This is a genomic window from Streptomyces roseoviridis (assembly GCF_039535235.1).
Lineage (GTDB): Bacteria > Actinomycetota > Actinomycetes > Streptomycetales > Streptomycetaceae > Streptomyces > Streptomyces roseoviridis.
In genome coordinates this window covers 2,313,100-2,328,440 of the sequence record NZ_BAAAWU010000001.1, presented here as the reverse complement: position 1 = coordinate 2,328,440, position 15,341 = coordinate 2,313,100, and the positions used below count along the sequence as shown (strand labels likewise).

13 protein-coding genes are annotated in these 15,341 nt (G+C 71.9%); 2 read left to right on the top strand and 11 right to left on the bottom strand.

All coding sequences use genetic code 11. The features are described 5' to 3' along the window. Positions 1-8 precede the first annotated feature (8 nt). The 7 genes from ABD954_RS10305 to mce form a co-directional block, all read right to left on the bottom strand. Positions 9-830 carry an ABC transporter permease gene (locus tag ABD954_RS10305; RefSeq protein ID WP_345485596.1) on the bottom strand — a complete coding sequence of 274 codons (822 nt, stop codon included), beginning with the start codon at positions 828-830 and terminating at the stop codon, positions 9-11. After that, on the bottom strand, positions 827-1,945 hold the full coding sequence (locus tag ABD954_RS10300; RefSeq protein ID WP_345485594.1) for an ATP-binding cassette domain-containing protein: 1,119 nt from the start codon (positions 1,943-1,945) through the stop codon (positions 827-829). The genes ABD954_RS10305 and ABD954_RS10300 overlap by 4 nt, the downstream gene beginning before the upstream one ends. A 276-nt stretch (positions 1,946-2,221) precedes the next feature. Next, entirely contained in the window at positions 2,222-3,001 is a 780-nt protein-coding gene (locus ABD954_RS10295) for an ABC transporter permease (protein WP_345485593.1), read from the bottom strand. Positions 3,002-3,004: 3 nt separating this feature from the next. Further along, complete coding sequence (locus ABD954_RS10290) at positions 3,005-3,973, bottom strand: ABC transporter ATP-binding protein (protein WP_345485592.1); 969 nt, start codon at positions 3,971-3,973, stop codon at positions 3,005-3,007. 83 nt (positions 3,974-4,056) lie between these two features. Next, positions 4,057-4,992, bottom strand: coding sequence for a coiled-coil domain-containing protein (locus tag ABD954_RS10285; RefSeq protein WP_345485591.1), 936 nt, complete (start codon positions 4,990-4,992; stop codon positions 4,057-4,059). A gap of 114 nt (positions 4,993-5,106) precedes the next feature. Beyond that, on the bottom strand, positions 5,107-9,552 hold the full coding sequence (gene scy / locus ABD954_RS10280; RefSeq protein ID WP_425584110.1) for a polarized growth protein Scy: 4,446 nt from the start codon (positions 9,550-9,552) through the stop codon (positions 5,107-5,109). A gap of 212 nt (positions 9,553-9,764) precedes the next feature. Continuing rightward, complete coding sequence (mce, locus tag ABD954_RS10275) at positions 9,765-10,217, bottom strand: methylmalonyl-CoA epimerase (protein WP_345485589.1); 453 nt, start codon at positions 10,215-10,217, stop codon at positions 9,765-9,767. Between the two features lie 137 nt (positions 10,218-10,354). Between mce and ABD954_RS10270 the strand changes: the two genes are divergently transcribed. Further along, a complete protein-coding gene (locus ABD954_RS10270; protein WP_345485588.1) occupies positions 10,355-11,557 on the top strand; it encodes an acetyl-CoA C-acetyltransferase in 1,203 nt (400 codons plus the stop codon). A 32-nt stretch (positions 11,558-11,589) separates the two neighbouring features. Then, entirely contained in the window at positions 11,590-12,546 is a 957-nt protein-coding gene (gene meaB / locus ABD954_RS10265) for a methylmalonyl Co-A mutase-associated GTPase MeaB (protein WP_345485587.1), read from the top strand. 154 nt (positions 12,547-12,700) lie between these two features. On the opposite strand, the gene ABD954_RS10260 is transcribed toward meaB, so the two are convergent. The 4 genes from ABD954_RS10260 to ABD954_RS10245 all read right to left on the bottom strand — a co-directional run bounded on the left by ABD954_RS10260 (position 12,701) and on the right by ABD954_RS10245 (position 15,328). After that, positions 12,701-13,177 carry a MarR family winged helix-turn-helix transcriptional regulator gene (locus tag ABD954_RS10260; RefSeq protein WP_345485586.1) on the bottom strand — a complete coding sequence of 159 codons (477 nt, stop codon included), beginning with the start codon at positions 13,175-13,177 and terminating at the stop codon, positions 12,701-12,703. A gap of 80 nt (positions 13,178-13,257) precedes the next feature. After that, a complete protein-coding gene (locus ABD954_RS10255) occupies positions 13,258-14,028 on the bottom strand; it encodes an AIM24 family protein (protein WP_382745901.1) in 771 nt (256 codons plus the stop codon). Positions 14,029-14,039: 11 nt separating this feature from the next. Next, a complete protein-coding gene (locus tag ABD954_RS10250) occupies positions 14,040-14,690 on the bottom strand; it encodes an AIM24 family protein (protein ID WP_345485584.1) in 651 nt (216 codons plus the stop codon). Next, complete coding sequence (locus ABD954_RS10245; RefSeq protein WP_345485583.1) at positions 14,690-15,328, bottom strand: AIM24 family protein; 639 nt, start codon at positions 15,326-15,328, stop codon at positions 14,690-14,692. Before ABD954_RS10245 ends, ABD954_RS10250 begins: the two co-directional genes overlap by 1 nt. Positions 15,329-15,341: the final 13 nt, after the last annotated feature.

The window sequence follows — 15,341 nt, the reverse complement described above, 5'->3', positions numbered from 1 at the left end:
TCGGACGGCTACACGTCCCGGCTGTTGAGCAGCGCGAACGCGCTGCCGAGGACGGCCGCGGTGAGCCCGGCGACGATCAGCACCGGCTCCCAGCCGGCCGGACCCTGGTCGTTGAACGGCGCCGACTCGCTGTAGAGCGCGATCATCTGCGAGGGGATCGCGTACATGAACAGCGTCTCCTGCACCGAGCGCAGCGCCTGGGAGAACATGAACAGCGCCGCGACCAGCGGCAGCAGCAGCACCCCGATCATCACCGTGATCGCACCGGCCGAGTGCCGCATGATCGCGCCGACGGCCATCGCCAGCAGACCCAGCAGCGCCAGGAAGAGCCCCACGCCGACGGTGGCCCGCAGCCACTGCGCACCGGTCGGCTGGGCCGCGTCGACCATGGCCACCTGGGCCGCGGCGACCACCGCCGCCATCGCCGTGACCAGCGAGAAGACCAGCACGAAGAAGACGATGGCCTTCGCCGTGAGCACCCGCGACCGGCTGGGGCAGGCGGTCAGCGTCGTACGGATCATGCCCGTGCCGTACTCGGAGCTGATGCTGAGCACGCCCAGGGTCATCACACAGATCGAGGCCGGCAGCATGCCGAAGAAGCCGAGCCCCAGCGCGGACTCCTCCGACATCTCCGGGCCCGCGGCGGCGGCGACCGCACCCACCGCGAGGCCGATGCCGAGCATCAGCAGCACCATGATCCCCACCGTCCACATCGTGGAGCGCACCGAGCGGATCTTGGTCCACTCGGAGGCGAGCGCGTCGCCGAGGTGCGCCCGGCGGACCGGGATGGGGGAGACGTACGAGTACGGGGCCGGCGGCGGGGTGGTCATCGGGCGTCCTCGGGGTTCTGGCTCTGCTGCGGGCTCTGCGCGTAGGGGTTCGGCCCGTCCGGGTTCTGCGCGTACGGGTTCTGTCCGGGCGGCGGCGGGGCGTACCAGCCCTGCTGCGGCACCTCGGGGATCACGTATCCCTGGTCCTGCGGCTGCTGGTGCGGCGGCAGCGGCGGCTGGAGGTGGGCCAGCCGGTCGTCGGTGGAGCGGTAGTCCACGGCGCCCTGCGTCATGCGCATGTACGCCTCCTCCAGCGACGCCTGGTGCGGCGAGAGCTCCCACAGCCGCACGTCCGCCTCGTGCGCCAGGTCGCTGATCCGCGGCAGCGCGAGCCCGGTCACCCGCAGCGCCCCGTCCGGCTCCGACAGCACGCTGCCGCCGGCCTCGGTAAGCACCGCGGTCAGCTTCTCCCGCTGCTGCGGCTCGGCCTGCGGGGTCCGCACCCGGGCGAAGTCCGCCGAGTTCGCCGAGATGAAGTCCTTCACGCTCATGTCCGCGAGCAGCTGCCCGCGGCCGATCACGATCAGGTGGTCCGCCGTCAGCGCCATCTCGCTCATCAGATGGCTGGAGACGAAGACCGTCCGGCCCTCGGCCGCCAGCTTCTTCATCAGGTTGCGCACCCAGAGGATGCCCTCCGGGTCGAGGCCGTTGACCGGCTCGTCGAAGAGCAGCACCTGCGGGTCGCCGAGCAGCGCCGCCGCGATCCCGAGCCGCTGGCCCATACCGAGCGAGAAGCCCTTGGAGCGGCGCCGGGCGACGTCCTGGAGGCCGACGACGCCGAGCACCTCGTCGACCCGCTGCGCCGGGATGCCGGCGAGCTGGGCGAGCGACAGCAGGTGGTTGCGGGCGCTGCGCCCGCCGTGCACCGCCTTCGCGTCGAGCAGCGCGCCGACCTGCCGGGGAGCGTTGGGAAGCTGCCGGAAGGGGTGCCCGCCGATGGTGACATGCCCGGACGTCGGCCGGTCAAGGCCGAGGATCATGCGCATGGTCGTCGACTTGCCCGAGCCGTTGGGACCCAGGAAGCCCGTGACGTGCCCGGGCCTCACCTGGAAGGAAAGGTTGTACACGGCCGTCTTGGCGCCGTAGCGCTTCGTCAGGCCGACTGCCTCGATCATTCTCCAGCCCCATCGACAGGTCAGGTCGTCGTCGGGGCGTCACGGCCGGCGGCCGGAGCCCCCCGTACGAGCGAAGAGCTTATCCAGCCGTTCACGGTTCCGCCGATGCGCGAATCGTGACCTGGGGGCGGACCAGGGACGTCTCAGGGTCGGCTCAGGGTCGGCTCCGGACGGTCTCAGGGTCGGCTCCGGGACGGTCTCGGGGTCGGCTCCGGGACGTCTCGGGGGCGGGCAGCGGGGCCGTCCCGGAACACCCCCTCAGCCCCCGGGGCTCCGTCAGGCGTCCCGCTCCTTCAGCACCAGGTAGCCGCCGACCAGCGCCGCCACCACCCAGACCAGCATGATCCCGAGACCGCCCCACGGCCCGTACGGCGCCTTCTCCGAGCCCATCGCGTCCGGCACCACCTGCATGATCTTCGAGCCGGCCTGGTCGGGGAAGTAACGGGCGACCTCCTTGGCCTTCGGCACCGCCGACAGGATCTGCGAGATCAGGAAGAAGAACGGCACCAGGATGCCGAGCGACAGCATCGAGGAGCGCAGCATCGCCGCCACGCCCATCGAGAAGACGGCGATCAGCCCCATGTAGAGCCCGCCGCCGACCACGGCCCGCAGCACGTTGTCCGCGCCCAGCGTGGTGCGGTGCTCACCGAGCAGCGCCTGGCCGAGGAAGAAGGACAGGAAGCTGGTCGCGAGGCCCACCGCCAGGGCGAGGGCACCGGCCACGGCGATCTTGGAGAAGAGGAAGCTCGCCCGCTGCGGGACGGCCGCCAGGGACGTGCGGATCATCCCCGACGAGTACTCGGTCCCCACCACGAGGACGCCGAAGACCACCATCGCCAGCTGCCCGAGCATCATCCCCGAGAAACTGAGGAAGGTCGGGTCGAAGGTCGCCCGCTCCACCTCGGAGAGGTTGTCGAACTCCGACCTCATCAGCGCGCACAGCGCCGCACTCATCGCCACCGTCACCAGCAGGGCGCTCGCCAGCGTCCACACCGTCGACGAGACCGTCCTGATCTTGGTCCACTCCGACTGGAGGACCGCGGATGCCGCTGCCATCGTTCAGGCTCCCTCGAAGGTCTCGCCCCACCGGGGCCCGGCCGCGCCACCGCCGCCGTGTACGTCCGTCCCGTGCGCGTGGTACTCCACCGCGCCCGCCGTCATCTGCATGAACGCCTCCTCCAAGGAGGCCCGCTGGGAACTCAGTTCGTGCAGCACGATCTGGTGCGCGGCCGCCAGCTCGCCCAGCGTCTCCGTCGTCGTCCCGTCGACCTCCAGGACGCCCCCGCCCGCCTCGACCGCCACAAAACCGCCTGCGTGCAGCGCGTCCCGCAGGCGTTCCTGCTGCGGCGAGCGCAACCGGACGTAACTCCGGGAATTCTGCTGGATGAAATCCGCCATCGACGTGTCGGCCAGCAGCTTTCCCTGCCCGATCACGATCAGATGATCGGCCGTCAGCGCCATTTCACTCATCAGATGGCTGGAAACGAAGATCGTCCGTCCCTCCGCGGCCAGCGCCTTCATCAGATTGCGGATCCAGTGAATTCCCTCGGGGTCCAGACCATTGACGGGTTCGTCGAACATCAGGATCTCCGGATCCCCCAGCAACGCCGAGGCGATTCCGAGGCGTTGGCCCATGCCGAGCGAGAAGCCCTTCGACTTCTTCTTCGCGACCGGCGTCAGACCCACCAGATCGAGCACCTCGTCGACCCGGCGCCGCGGAATGCGGTTCGCCTGGGCCAGACACAGCAGGTTGTTGTACGCGGAGCGGCCGCCGTGCATCGCCTTGGCGTCCAGCAGCGCCCCGATGTACTTCAGCGGCTCCTGCAACTCCCGGTAGTGCCTGCCGTCGATCCGGACCGTCCCGCTCGTCGGGTTGTCCAGACCGAGCACCATCCGCATCGTGGTCGACTTGCCCGCCCCGTTCGGCCCCAGGAAGCCGGTGACCACGCCCGGCCGTACGGTGAAGGTGAGATGGTCGACCGCCGTCTTCTGCCCGTACCGCTTGGTGAGGCCCTCAAGCTCGATCATGCGTACCAACCTACGGGCACGCAAAACCCCCCGCCACCGGAATGACGGGGGGTCTGCTACGCGTCGGAACCCCGGGGCTCCGGTCAGCGCGACTGCTGGGCCGGGACGCCCGCGGTGCGCTCGTCGTCGATCGGGGAGCCGGCCGCCGCGACCGCGGCACCGGTCAGCGTCGCCAGCATCTCGCGGACGTTGGTCAGCTGCGCGTTGATGGAGTCGCGGCGGTTCGTCAGCGCCGCCAGCTCGCGCTCCGATTCGCTGCGGATCCGGTCCGCCTTGGCGTTGGCGTCGGCCACGATGTCCTCGGCCTGGCGCTGCGCGGTCTCCACCGTCTGACGGGCGCGGCGCTCCGCGTCCGTACGCAGCTTCTCGGCCTCCAGGCGCAGCTGCTCCGCCCGGTGCTCGATCTCCGCGAGGCGCTTCTCCGCCTTCGCCTGACGCGAGGCCAGGTCGCGCTCCGACTGCTCGCGGCGCTTGGCCAGGTTCGTCTCGAAGTCCGCGGCGGCCTGGGCGGCCTTGGCGCGGGTCTCCTCGAAGAGCGCGTCGGCCTCCTCGCGCTTCGACTGCGCGTCCTTCTGGGCCTCGGCACGCAGCGAGTTGGCCTCGCCCTGCGCCTTCTCGACGATCCGGACGCCCTCGTCCTCGGCCTTCGCCTTGCGCTCGGCCGCGAACGCCTCGGCGTCGTTGCGGACCTGCTGGGCGGCGGACTCGGCCAGCTCACGGTGCTGCTCGGCGGCGCGACGGGCCTCCTCGCGCAGGTCCTTCGCCTCCTCCTCGGCCAGCCGGAGGATCTTCTCGACGCGGGCGCCGAGACCGGCGTACGACGGCTCGGCGTCGGTGACCTGCGCCTGGGCGTTCTGCGTTTCGAGGTGCAGTTCCTCGATGCGCTTTTCCAGAGAGGTGATTCGGGCCAGAGCACTGTCACGGTCGGCGACGAGCTTGGTAATGCGGTCGTCCACCTGACCGCGGTCGTAACCACGCCGCACGAGCTCGAAGCCGAAGGGGGAGGAAGTGTCGCTCATGGGGTTCCTGTCGAATGAGACCGGTGAGGTGTTAGAGGGAATCCTAGGGGTCGAAGCGGCGTGTCATCGAGCGTATGCCCGTTTGATCTGGAGAATGTCCAGCCTTTTGAGTGGCTAGCCGTCGGAGGACTTGCCACCCGAACGGGTGGACCCCACCGACGCGGCTGCCTTGGCCCCTTCCCGCACGGCGGACTTGTCCCCGCCGGACGGCGTCTCGAAAGACTCCAACGCTTCGAGGACGTCCTGGACACGGGAGATCTCGGCATTGATGTCCTCGCGCCGGCGCACCAGCACGTCCAGCTCGCGCTTGCCCTCCGACACCGTCTCCTCGGCCTCCCGTTCGGCCTCCGCCTTGATCCGCTCCGCCTCCGCGATGAGCGACGCCTTCTTCTGCTCGGCCTCCTTCAGGAGCGCCTCGGCCTTCTTCACGGCGGCGATGCGCACCTTGCTCGCCTCCGAACTCGCCTCGGACACCAGCTCCCTGGCCTTCTCCTCGGCTTCCGCCCGCTGCTCCTCGGCGGCCTTCACCAGCTTGTCCACGCGCTCGCCGGCCGTCTTCATCTGCTCGGCCGTCTCGCGCCGCGCCCGCTCGTGCAGCTCCTCGATCTCGGCCTCGACCCGGGAACGCAGCTCCTCCGCCCGCTCCCTTATGGCCGTCGCGTCGCTGCGCGCCCCGACGAGCAGCTCGTCGGCGTCCGTACGGGCCTTCTCCACCAGCGAGTTGCCCTCGATGGTCGCCTCGGCGACGATCCGCTCGGCCTCCTTGCGGGCCGCGCCGACCATCGTGTCCGCCTGCGCCTCCGCCTCGGTGGTGGCGCGCAGCGCCTCCTCCTGGGCCTTGGCCATCAGCTGGTCCGCCTGCTCGGCCGCGTCCGCGCGCCGCTTGGCACCGGCCTCCCGCGCCTCGTCGAGCGTGCGGTCGGCCTCGGCGCGCGCGTCCGCCCGCATCTCCTCGGCCGCGGCCTCCGCCTCCGCCTTGACCCGCTCCGCCTCCGCGGCGATCCGCTCGGCCTCGGCCGTGGCCTCGCCCACGAGGGCGTCGGCCTGCTCGGCGGCCTCGGACCGGCGCTGGTCGGCGGCCTTGCGGGCCTCGTCCAGGATCCGGTCGGCGTCCGCGAGCGCGGCACTGCGCAGCGCCTGCGCGTGCGCCTCGCCGTCGACCTTGACCTGCTCGGCCTCGGTCCGCAGCCGCAGGGCCTCCTGCTCGGTCGACTCCAGGAGCTCGGCGGCCTCCGTCGTGATCCGCTCGGCTTCGGCGGTCGCCTCGCCGATGAGGGTGTCGGCCTGTTCGGCGGCGTCGGTGCGGCGCTGGTCGGCGGCCTTGCGGGCCTCGTCGAGGACCTGTTCGCCGTCGGCGCGGGCGGCGGCGCGCAGGGCTTCGGCCTCGGCGACGCCGTCGGCCTTGACCTGCTCGGCCTCCGTGAGGAGCCGTTCGGCTTCGGCGGCGATCCGCTCGGCTTCGGCGGTCGCCTCGCCGATGAGGGTGTCGGCCTGTTCGGCGGCGTCGGTGCGGCGCTGGTCGGCGGCCTTGCGGGCCTCGTCGAGGACCTGTTCGCCGTCGGCGCGGGCGGCGGCGCGCAGGGCTTCGGCCTCGGCGACGCCGTCGGCCTTGACCTGCTCGGCCTCCGTGAGGAGCCGTTCGGCTTCGGCGGCGATCCGCTCGGCCTCGGCGGTCGCCTCGCCGATGAGGCTGTCGGCCTGCTCGGCGGCGTCCGCGCGGCGCTTGTCGGCCGCCTCGCGGGCCTCGTCCAGGGTCCGCGACGCCTCCTCGCCGATCCGCTCCGCCTCCGCACGGGCCTCGCCGACCACCGTCTCCGCCTGCGCGGCCGCCTCCGAACGGATCCGGTTGGCGTCCTCGCGGGCGTCCGCACGGGTGCGGGCCGCGTCCTGCTCGGCCGACGCCAGGGCGTCCGTCGCCTCGGTCCGTACCCGCTGCGCGTACTCGGCGGTGTCCGAGCGCAGCTTCTCCGCCTCGGCCAGCGCGTCCGTGACGGTCCGCTCGGCCAGCGCCTTCGCCGCCTCGGACTCCTCCTGGGCCCGCTCGCGGATGCGGTTCGCGTCCTCGGTGGCCCGCTCCCGCTCCTCGTACGCGTCGGCGCGGACCCGGTCCGCCTCCTCCTGCGCCTCCGTGCGGGTGCGCTCGGCCGCGTGCTCGGCCGCGCTGCGCAGCCCGGCGATCTCCTCCTCGGCCGTCTCCCGCAGACCCGCGACCGAGTCACGGACCTCCTGCGCGGTCTGCTCGGCCGCCGACACCATCTCGGTGGCGCGGGCGTCCGCCTCCTCGACCAGACGGTGCGCCTCGGCCTGTGCCTCCTCGACCCGCTTGCGGGCGGAGGCCAGCAGCTCCTCGCTCTGTTCGCGGGCGAGCTCGCGCTCCCGGCCGGCCTCGGAACGGGCCGAGTCCAGCGTCTCCTCGGCCTCCCGGCGGCGCCGGTTGGCCTCCTCCTGCGCGGCGGCGAGCGCCTCCGCGGCCTCCGCGGCGATCCGCTCGGCCGCGGCCGCGGCCTCGGCCCGTACCCGGTCGGCCGTCTCCTGCGCCTCCGAGCGCAGCCGCTCGGCCTCGGCCTGCGCCTCCTCGCGCAGCGCGGTGGCCGCGGCCTCCGCCTCGGAGCGGGCGGTCGACGCGTCCGTCGCCGCCTCCGTCCGCAGCCGCTCGGCCTCCTGCTCGGCCTGCGCCTGGAGCGTACGGATCCGCTCGGCGGCCTCGGTCCGCAGCCGCTCGGTCTCCTCGGCGGCCTCGCGGCGGATCCGCTCGCCCTCGGCGCGCGCGTCGTCAAGCTCCTGACCGGCCGACGACAGCTTCGTCTCGGCCTCGGTGTGCAGCCGCGCCAGCTCCTCGGCGGCCTCCGCCTGCCGGGCCGCGGCGGCCCGCTCGGCCTCCTCGCGCAGCCGGGCCGCGGCGGCCTCCGCCGCCTCCTTGACCGACTCGGCCTGCTCCTCGGCCTCGGCGCGCATCCGCTCCGCCTCGGCGCGGGTCCGCTCCAGGGTCTCCTCGGCCTGGGTGCGCAGCGTCTGCGCCCGCTCCATGGCCTCGCCGCGCACCCGCTCGCTCTCGGCGCCCGCGCTGGTGCGCAGCTCGTCGGCGTCCTTGCGGGCCTTGGCGAGCAGCTCCTCGGCGGTCTTCGCCGCCTCCTCGATCTGCTGGACGGCCTCGCGCCGGGCCTCGCCGCGGATCCGCTCGCCCTCGGCGACGGCCTCGGCGCGCAGCTGCTCGGCCTCGCCGCGCAGCCGGCGCGCCTCCTCCTGCAGCTCGACCGTCTTGGCGCGGTACTCCTTGGTGTCGTCCTTCGCCGAACCGAGCAGCTCGTCGGCCTGCTCCTCGGCCCGGGAACGCAGCCGGTCGGCCTCCGCCTCGGCCTCGCGGCGGATCCGCTCGGCCTCCTCGGCGGCCTTGCGGGTGGTCTCCTGGGCGTCCTGGGACGCCTTGTTCAGGACCTCCTCGGCGGTACGGGCGGCCTTGGCGAGGGCCGCGGCGGAGTCCTCCGCGGCGACCGTACGGGCCTTCTCGGCCGCTTCCGCGACCATCTTCTCGGCCTCGGCGGTCGCCTCGCGCAGCTTCTCCTCGGCCTGCTCCTTGAGGGCCTCGGCCTCCTTGGTGGCCTCGCCGACGAGCCGGGCGATCTCCGTCTTGGCGGTACGGGTGCGCTGCTCGTTGACGGACTCGGCGGTGGCGAGCTGCCGGGCCGCCGTCTCCTTGGCCTCGGCAAGGGTGCGCTCCGCCTCCGCCCTGGCCTCGCGCAGCCGCTCCTCGGCAGCCTGGACGCGCAGCTCGGCGGCGCGGGACAGCTCGGCGGCCTCACGGCGGGCCTGCTCGGTCTCGGCGGTCGTCGAGGAACGCAGCTGTTCGGCGTGGCTGGTGGCCTCCTGCGCCTGGCTGGAGGCGGCGTTCAGCAGCCGCTCGGCGTCCTTGCGGGCCCGCAGCAGAATCGCTTCGGCCTCGGCACGGGCCGCCTCCGCCTCGGAACCCACCCGGCGGCGGGTCTCCTCCGCGATCCGGGCGGCCTCGGCGCGCGCGGCGGCGAGCGACTGCTCGGCCTCGGCGCGGGACTCCTCCAGCAGGCGGCGGGCCTGGGACTCGGTGCGGGCGCGCAGCTGCTCGGCCCACGCCACGTTCTCGTTGACGTGCGACTCGACGGTCTGACGGCGCTCGTTCAGCTCCTGGTCGAGCTGCTGACGGCGCTGGACGGCCTCGTTGTGCAGCTCCGCCTGGAGGCGGGCCTGCTGCTCGGCGTGCTCCTGGAGGATGCGCTGCGTCTGGGCACGGGCCTCCCGCAGCTCGCGCTCGGCGTCCTGGCGCAGCTGCTCGGCCTGGATCTGCGCGTTGCGCAGCATCTGTTCGGCCTGGTAGCCGATGTCCGCGCTGTCGTAGGCGGGACGGGTCGCGATGGTGCGCCGCGCCTCGTGGAGCTTGGCGCGCAACACCTCGACCTGGTACCCGAGGTCCTCGGCGTGCTGGACGGCCTTCTCTCGCTCCTTCTTCAGCCGGTCCATCTCGGCTTCGAACCGCGAAAGATGGTCGTCTTCAGCTCGGTGGCTCTCCTGGCGTTCGTAGCCCCGCACTGCGCGGTCCATCCTTCCCCGAGCTCTCCGAGCAGGGGAGACCCCAACCCTGCTCGCAACTCCAACGAGCACCGTTCACCGGACAGAACGGCCCCCCGGGGAATCGTGGCAGATCGGACGACCCCGACATCCCGACTTCGGTGCCGTGCGCACACGGCTCCGACCGGCCCCGGCCCGGAGTGGCCCACTCTACCGGGCCGGGAATCCGGAGGTCAGTGCTCCGCTGAGGAGTGGTCAGCCGAGGGCTTCGCCGAAGTGACCAGTTCCGTCAGGACGCCGTGGCAGTCCTTGGGGTGGAGGAAGGTGATGCGGGAGCCCATGGAGCCGATCCGCGGCTCGTCGTAGAGCACCCGGACGCCCTTGGAGCGGATGGCCTCGGCGTCGCCGTCGACGTCGGCGGTCCCGAAGGCGATGTGGTGCACGCCCTCGCCGTTCTTGGCCAGCCACTTGCCCACCGCCGAGTCCTCGCGGGTGGGCTCCAGGAGCTGGAGGTAGGAGGCCCCGCCGTCGGAGGTCTCGTTGATCTTGAGCATGGCCTCCCGGACGCCCTGCTCCTCGTTGACCTCCTCGTGGAAGACCTCGAAGCCGTACGTGGCCCGGTAGAACTCGACGGTCTCGTCGAGGTTCCGGCAGGCGATCCCGATGTGGTCGATTCGCGTCAGCATGCCTCCAGTGCAGCGCCGACCGGATGGTTACGCAACGTGCGCGCGATCACACCGGCAGGCCGGTGACCCGGTGAGGCACCGCTCAGTACATTGGCGGTAAACCCTCGTTCACTCCTCATCCCAAGGGGCCGTGCCTCATGTCTGGAACGACCGGTACCACCTCAGTGATCGTCGCGGGCGCCCGCACGCCCATGGGTCGCCTGCTGGGCTCGCTCAAGTCCTTCTCCGGCGCCGACCTCGGCGGCTTCGCCATCAAGGCCGCCCTGGACCGCGCCGGCATCGGCGGCGACCAGGTGCAGTACGTGATCATGGGCCAGGTGCTCCAGGCGGGCGCCGGGCAGATCCCCGCCCGCCAGGCCGCCGTCAAGGCCGGCATCCCGATGAACGTCCCCGCCCTCACCGTCAACAAGGTCTGCCTCTCCGGCCTCGACGCCATCGCGCTCGCCGACCAGCTGATCCGCGCGGGCGAATTCGACGTGATCGTCGCCGGCGGCCAGGAGTCCATGACCAACGCCCCGCACCTGCTCCCGAAGTCCCGCGAGGGCTACAAGTACGGCGCCATCGAGATGCTCGACGCGATGGCGTACGACGGCCTCACCGACTCCTTCGAGGGCATCGCCATGGGCGAGTCCACCGAGAAGCACAACACGCGCCTCGGCATCCCGCGCGAGGTGCAGGACGAGATCGCCGCCCTCTCGCACCAGCGCGCCGCCGCCGCCCAGAAGAACGGCATCTTCGAGGCCGAGATCACCCCGGTCGAGATCCCGCAGCGCAAGGGCGAGCCGGTCGTCTTCTCCCAGGACGAGGGCATCCGCGCCGAGACCACCGCCGAGTCCCTCGCCAAGCTCCGCCCGGCCTTCGCCAAGGACGGCACGATCACCGCCGGCACGTCCTCGCAGATCTCCGACGGCGCCGCCGCCGTGGTCGTGATGAGCAAGGCCAAGGCCCAGGAGCTCGGCCTGGAGTGGATCGCCGAGATCGGCGCCCACGGCAACGTGGCCGGCCCGGACAACTCCCTGCAGTCCCAGCCGTCCAACGCGATCCGCCACGCCCTGAAGAAGGAGGGCCTCCAGGTCGAGGACCTCGACCTGATCGAGATCAACGAGGCCTTCGCCGCGGTCGCCCACCAGTCAATGAAGGACCTCGGCGTCACCCCCGAAAAGGTGAACGTCAACGGTGGCGCCATCGCGCTCGGCCACCCCATCGGCATGTCCGGCGCCCGCGTGGTGCTGCACCTTGCCCTGGAGCTCAAGCGCCGCGGCGGCGGCGTGGGCGCGGCGGCCCTGTGCGGTGGCGGCGGCCAGGGCGACGCGCTGATCCTCAAGGTCCCGGGCAAGTAAGTCACCCACGTACAGCGCAAGGAGCTCGACTGATGGTGGACGTCCCCGCTCTGGTCGCCCAGGCACGGGAGGGCCGGCCGCGTGCCGTGGCCCGCTTGATCTCGCTGGTGGAGGGGGCGTCCCCGCAGCTGCGCGAGGTGATGGCGGCGCTCGCCCCGCTCACGGGCGGCGCCTACGTGGTGGGCCTGACCGGCTCGCCCGGCGTGGGCAAGTCCACGTCGACCTCGGCGCTGGTCTCCGCGTACCGCAGGGCGGGCAAGCGGGTCGGCGTGCTCGCCGTCGACCCGTCCTCGCCGTTCAGCGGCGGCGCGCTCCTCGGCGACCGGGTGCGGATGTCGGAGCACGCCTCCGACCCGGGCGTCTACATCCGCTCCATGGCGACCCGCGGCCACCTCGGCGGCCTGGCCTGGGCGGCCCCGCAGGCCATCCGCGTCCTGGACGCGGCCGGCTGCGAGGTGATCCTGGTGGAGACCGTCGGCGTCGGCCAGTCCGAGGTGGAGATCGCCTCCCAGGCCGACACCTCGGTGGTGCTGCTCGCGCCCGGCATGGGCGACGGCATCCAGGCCGCGAAGGCGGGCATCCTGGAGATCGGCGACGTGTACGTGGTCAACAAGGCCGACCGGGACGGTGCCGACGCCACCGCCCGGGAGCTCAACCACATGCTGGGCCTCGGCGAGGCCCGCGCCCCGGGCGACTGGCGGCCGCCGATCGTGAAGACGGTCGCGGCCCGCGGCGAGGGTGTGGACGAGGTCGTGGAGGCCCTGGAGAAGCACCGCGCGTGGATGGAGGAGCACGGCGTCCTCGCCGAGCGCCGCCGCTCCCGCGCGGCCCGCGAGGTCGAGACGATCACGATCACGGCCCTGCGCGAGCGGATCGGCGACCTGCGCGGCGACCGCCGCCTCGGCGCCCTCGCGGAGCGCATCACGGCGGGCGAGCTGGACCCGTACGCGGCGTCCGACGAGCTGGTGGCGAGCCTGACGGGCAGCTGAGCGGCTCGCGGCGCGGCGGGTGAGCGAAGGGCGCCGGCGACGCGCGCCGAGGGCGCCCGGAGGCGCACCGAGCCGCAGGAAAGAGACAAGGGCCTTCCCGGACGACCGGGAAGGCCCTTCTCGTATCGGCGTCGAATGTGTCAGGTCGTACGGGTCACGGCTTGCCGCGGCGCCCTCGGAGCTGCTCGGAGATGGGCTTCAGCGACTCGTGGAGGTCGCCGAGGGCCTCGGGGCTGAGCTGGTCGATGAAGTGCTTGCGGACCGACTCGACGTGGTGCGGGGCGACCTTGTGCATGGTCGCCATGCCCTCGTCGGTGAGCACCGCGTACAGCCCGCGCCGGTCCGACTCGCAGTTCTCCCGCCGGACCAGGCCGGCGTTCTCCATCCGGGTGATCTGGTGGGAGAGCCGGCTCTTGGACTGGAGGGTGGCCGACGCCAGGTCGCTCATCCGCAGACGCCGCTCCGCCGACTCCGAGAGGTTCACGAGGATCTCGTAGTCGTTGATCGTCAGGCCGAAGGGCTGGAGGTCCTTCTCCAGCTGGTACATCAGCATCCTGTTGACGTCCAGGTAGGTGCGCCAGGCGCACTGCTCGGCATCGGTGAGCCAGGGGGTGGCCGTCTCGGTCTCCATATATGGATTCTACCTAAGAAGTTGAATACTTGACGAATTCTGGGAGTGTGTTCGACGCGTCACTCTCCGCAGACTACCGCTCACAGGCCGAAGCGACGCTGCAGGTCCCCGAGCTGACCGGGAAGACGCGGTACCGAACCCGCCCCGCCCTGGCCGGAACCATGCCCTCCCGGCCCGCCGTGACCGCCCGGACCGCCACCGGGCTCCCCGATGCTCCGCTCCGGCATCAGCAGCTCCGTCGACTGGAGCAGCACCGTGCCCGCCCCCACGAACTCGAACTGGTGCTCCTCGCCCGAGGTGCCCCCGATGCCCGTCAGCGCGCGTACGCCGCCCATCACGCCCGTCAGATAGCCGTGGTCGTAGTGGTGGCAGGGGGAAGGGCAGTCGGCCCAGCCGACCAGCGCCTGCGGGTCCACCCGCAGCGGGGGCTCCATGAAGACCACCGGACCGTTGGACGCGGCGACGAACTTGCCCGTGCCGATCAGCGTCACGAAGCCCGGCACGATCGACTGCTTCAGCGCCAGCGACGGCTGGTAGGCGAGCAGGTTGCCGGAGCGGATCGTCAGATTGCCCTCGTCCAGGTCGAAGGAGTTCACGTCGAAGGCCCGGTCGGCGAGCAGCATCTTGCCGCTGCCCTCCGCCACCACCCAGTCGCTCGCGTGCAGCGGCGAGTGGAAGGAGGTGCGCACCAGCCGGTCGAGCCGGCCGTGACCGATGCCGTTGAACTCGATCTGCCCGTAGTAGGCGATCATCTTGCCCTTCTGCAGGAACCACTGGGAGCCCTTGAGCTCCACGCAGAAGGTGTACGGATTGACGTTGTCGTCGCTCGGCAGCGTCATCGGGTCATGCATCACGGGGGCGTTCACAGCTTCTCCTCCGACGCCTGGACGTACACCGCACCGCTGCCGCTCAGCTCCAGCTGGAACGCCTCGCCCGAGCCGCGGCCCACCATGTCGCGCCAGCCGAGCGCCGTGGACAGCTTGTTGCGCACGTCGCCGTGGTGGGCGACGTACGCCTGGGGATCCACGTGGACCGGCCGGCCGGGGGCGATCGGGAGCTCGATGACGCCGCCGTGGGCCATCACGGCCACGGCGCCGTGGCCCCTGAGGGTGGTCGTGAACAGGCCCTGGCCGGTCACCTGGCCCCGCACCATGCCCATCACGCCGCCCTGCGAGCCCATGAACATCGTGCCCTGCTCCAGGGTGCCGTCGAAGGCGAGGAGGCGGTCGGCCTCGACGTAGAGGGTGTCGCCGGTCATCCGGATCACCTGGATGTGGTGCCCGCCGTGCCCGAACATCACGGTGCCGTTGCCCTCGACCGTCATCAGCGGGGTCGCCTCGCCGGCCACCCGGCGGCCGATCATCGACATCAGGCCGCCCTGGCCGCCGGTGAGGTTCGGCGTGAAAGTGACGTCGCCGCGGTAGGCGAGCATCGCGCCACGCTGGCTGAACATGCGCTGCCCCGGCACGACCGTGGCCTCGACCATCTTCGAGTTGATCTCCCGGAACGGCATCAGACGTCCCCTCCGATCGTGTTCCGCTCGCTCGGCTGGACGTAGACGAGTCCGTCGCCTTCGAAGCGGATCTGGAACGCCTCGCCGCCGCCCTCGCCCAGGAACGTGCGGAAGGTCACACCGGACTGGAAGTGCTGCTGGAGGTTGCCCTGGTGGGCGATGTACGCGCCGGGGTCGACGGAGAGCGGGTACTGCGGGGTCACCCGGAGCACCACCGCCGGGCCGTCGGACATGATCGCGGCCTGGCCGGTGCCCTCGACGGTCGTCGTGAACAGACCGTTTCCGGTCGCGCCGCCGCGCAGGCCCGTGAAGGTGGTGCCGGTGCGCAGGCCCGCGTCGGTGCAGAGCAGATTGCTCGCCTCGACGTAGAGCTTGTCGCCGTGCAGCTGGACGAGGTTGATCTCGGAGGCGCGGTCGGCGAACCAGCAGGTGCCCTGCCCGCGGACCTCCATCACCTCCATCTGCTCCCCGGTGAGCCGGCGCGCCACCATGCCGCGCAGGCCCTCACCGCCGCCGGACATCTTCTTGAAGGCCATCTGGCCGTCGTAGGCGACCATGGAGCCGTTTTTCGCCTTGACGGCGTCGCCGGTCATGGTCACGGCGAGCACTTTGCTGCCCTGGAGTCGGAACGTTGCCACGAAGGGACGGTAC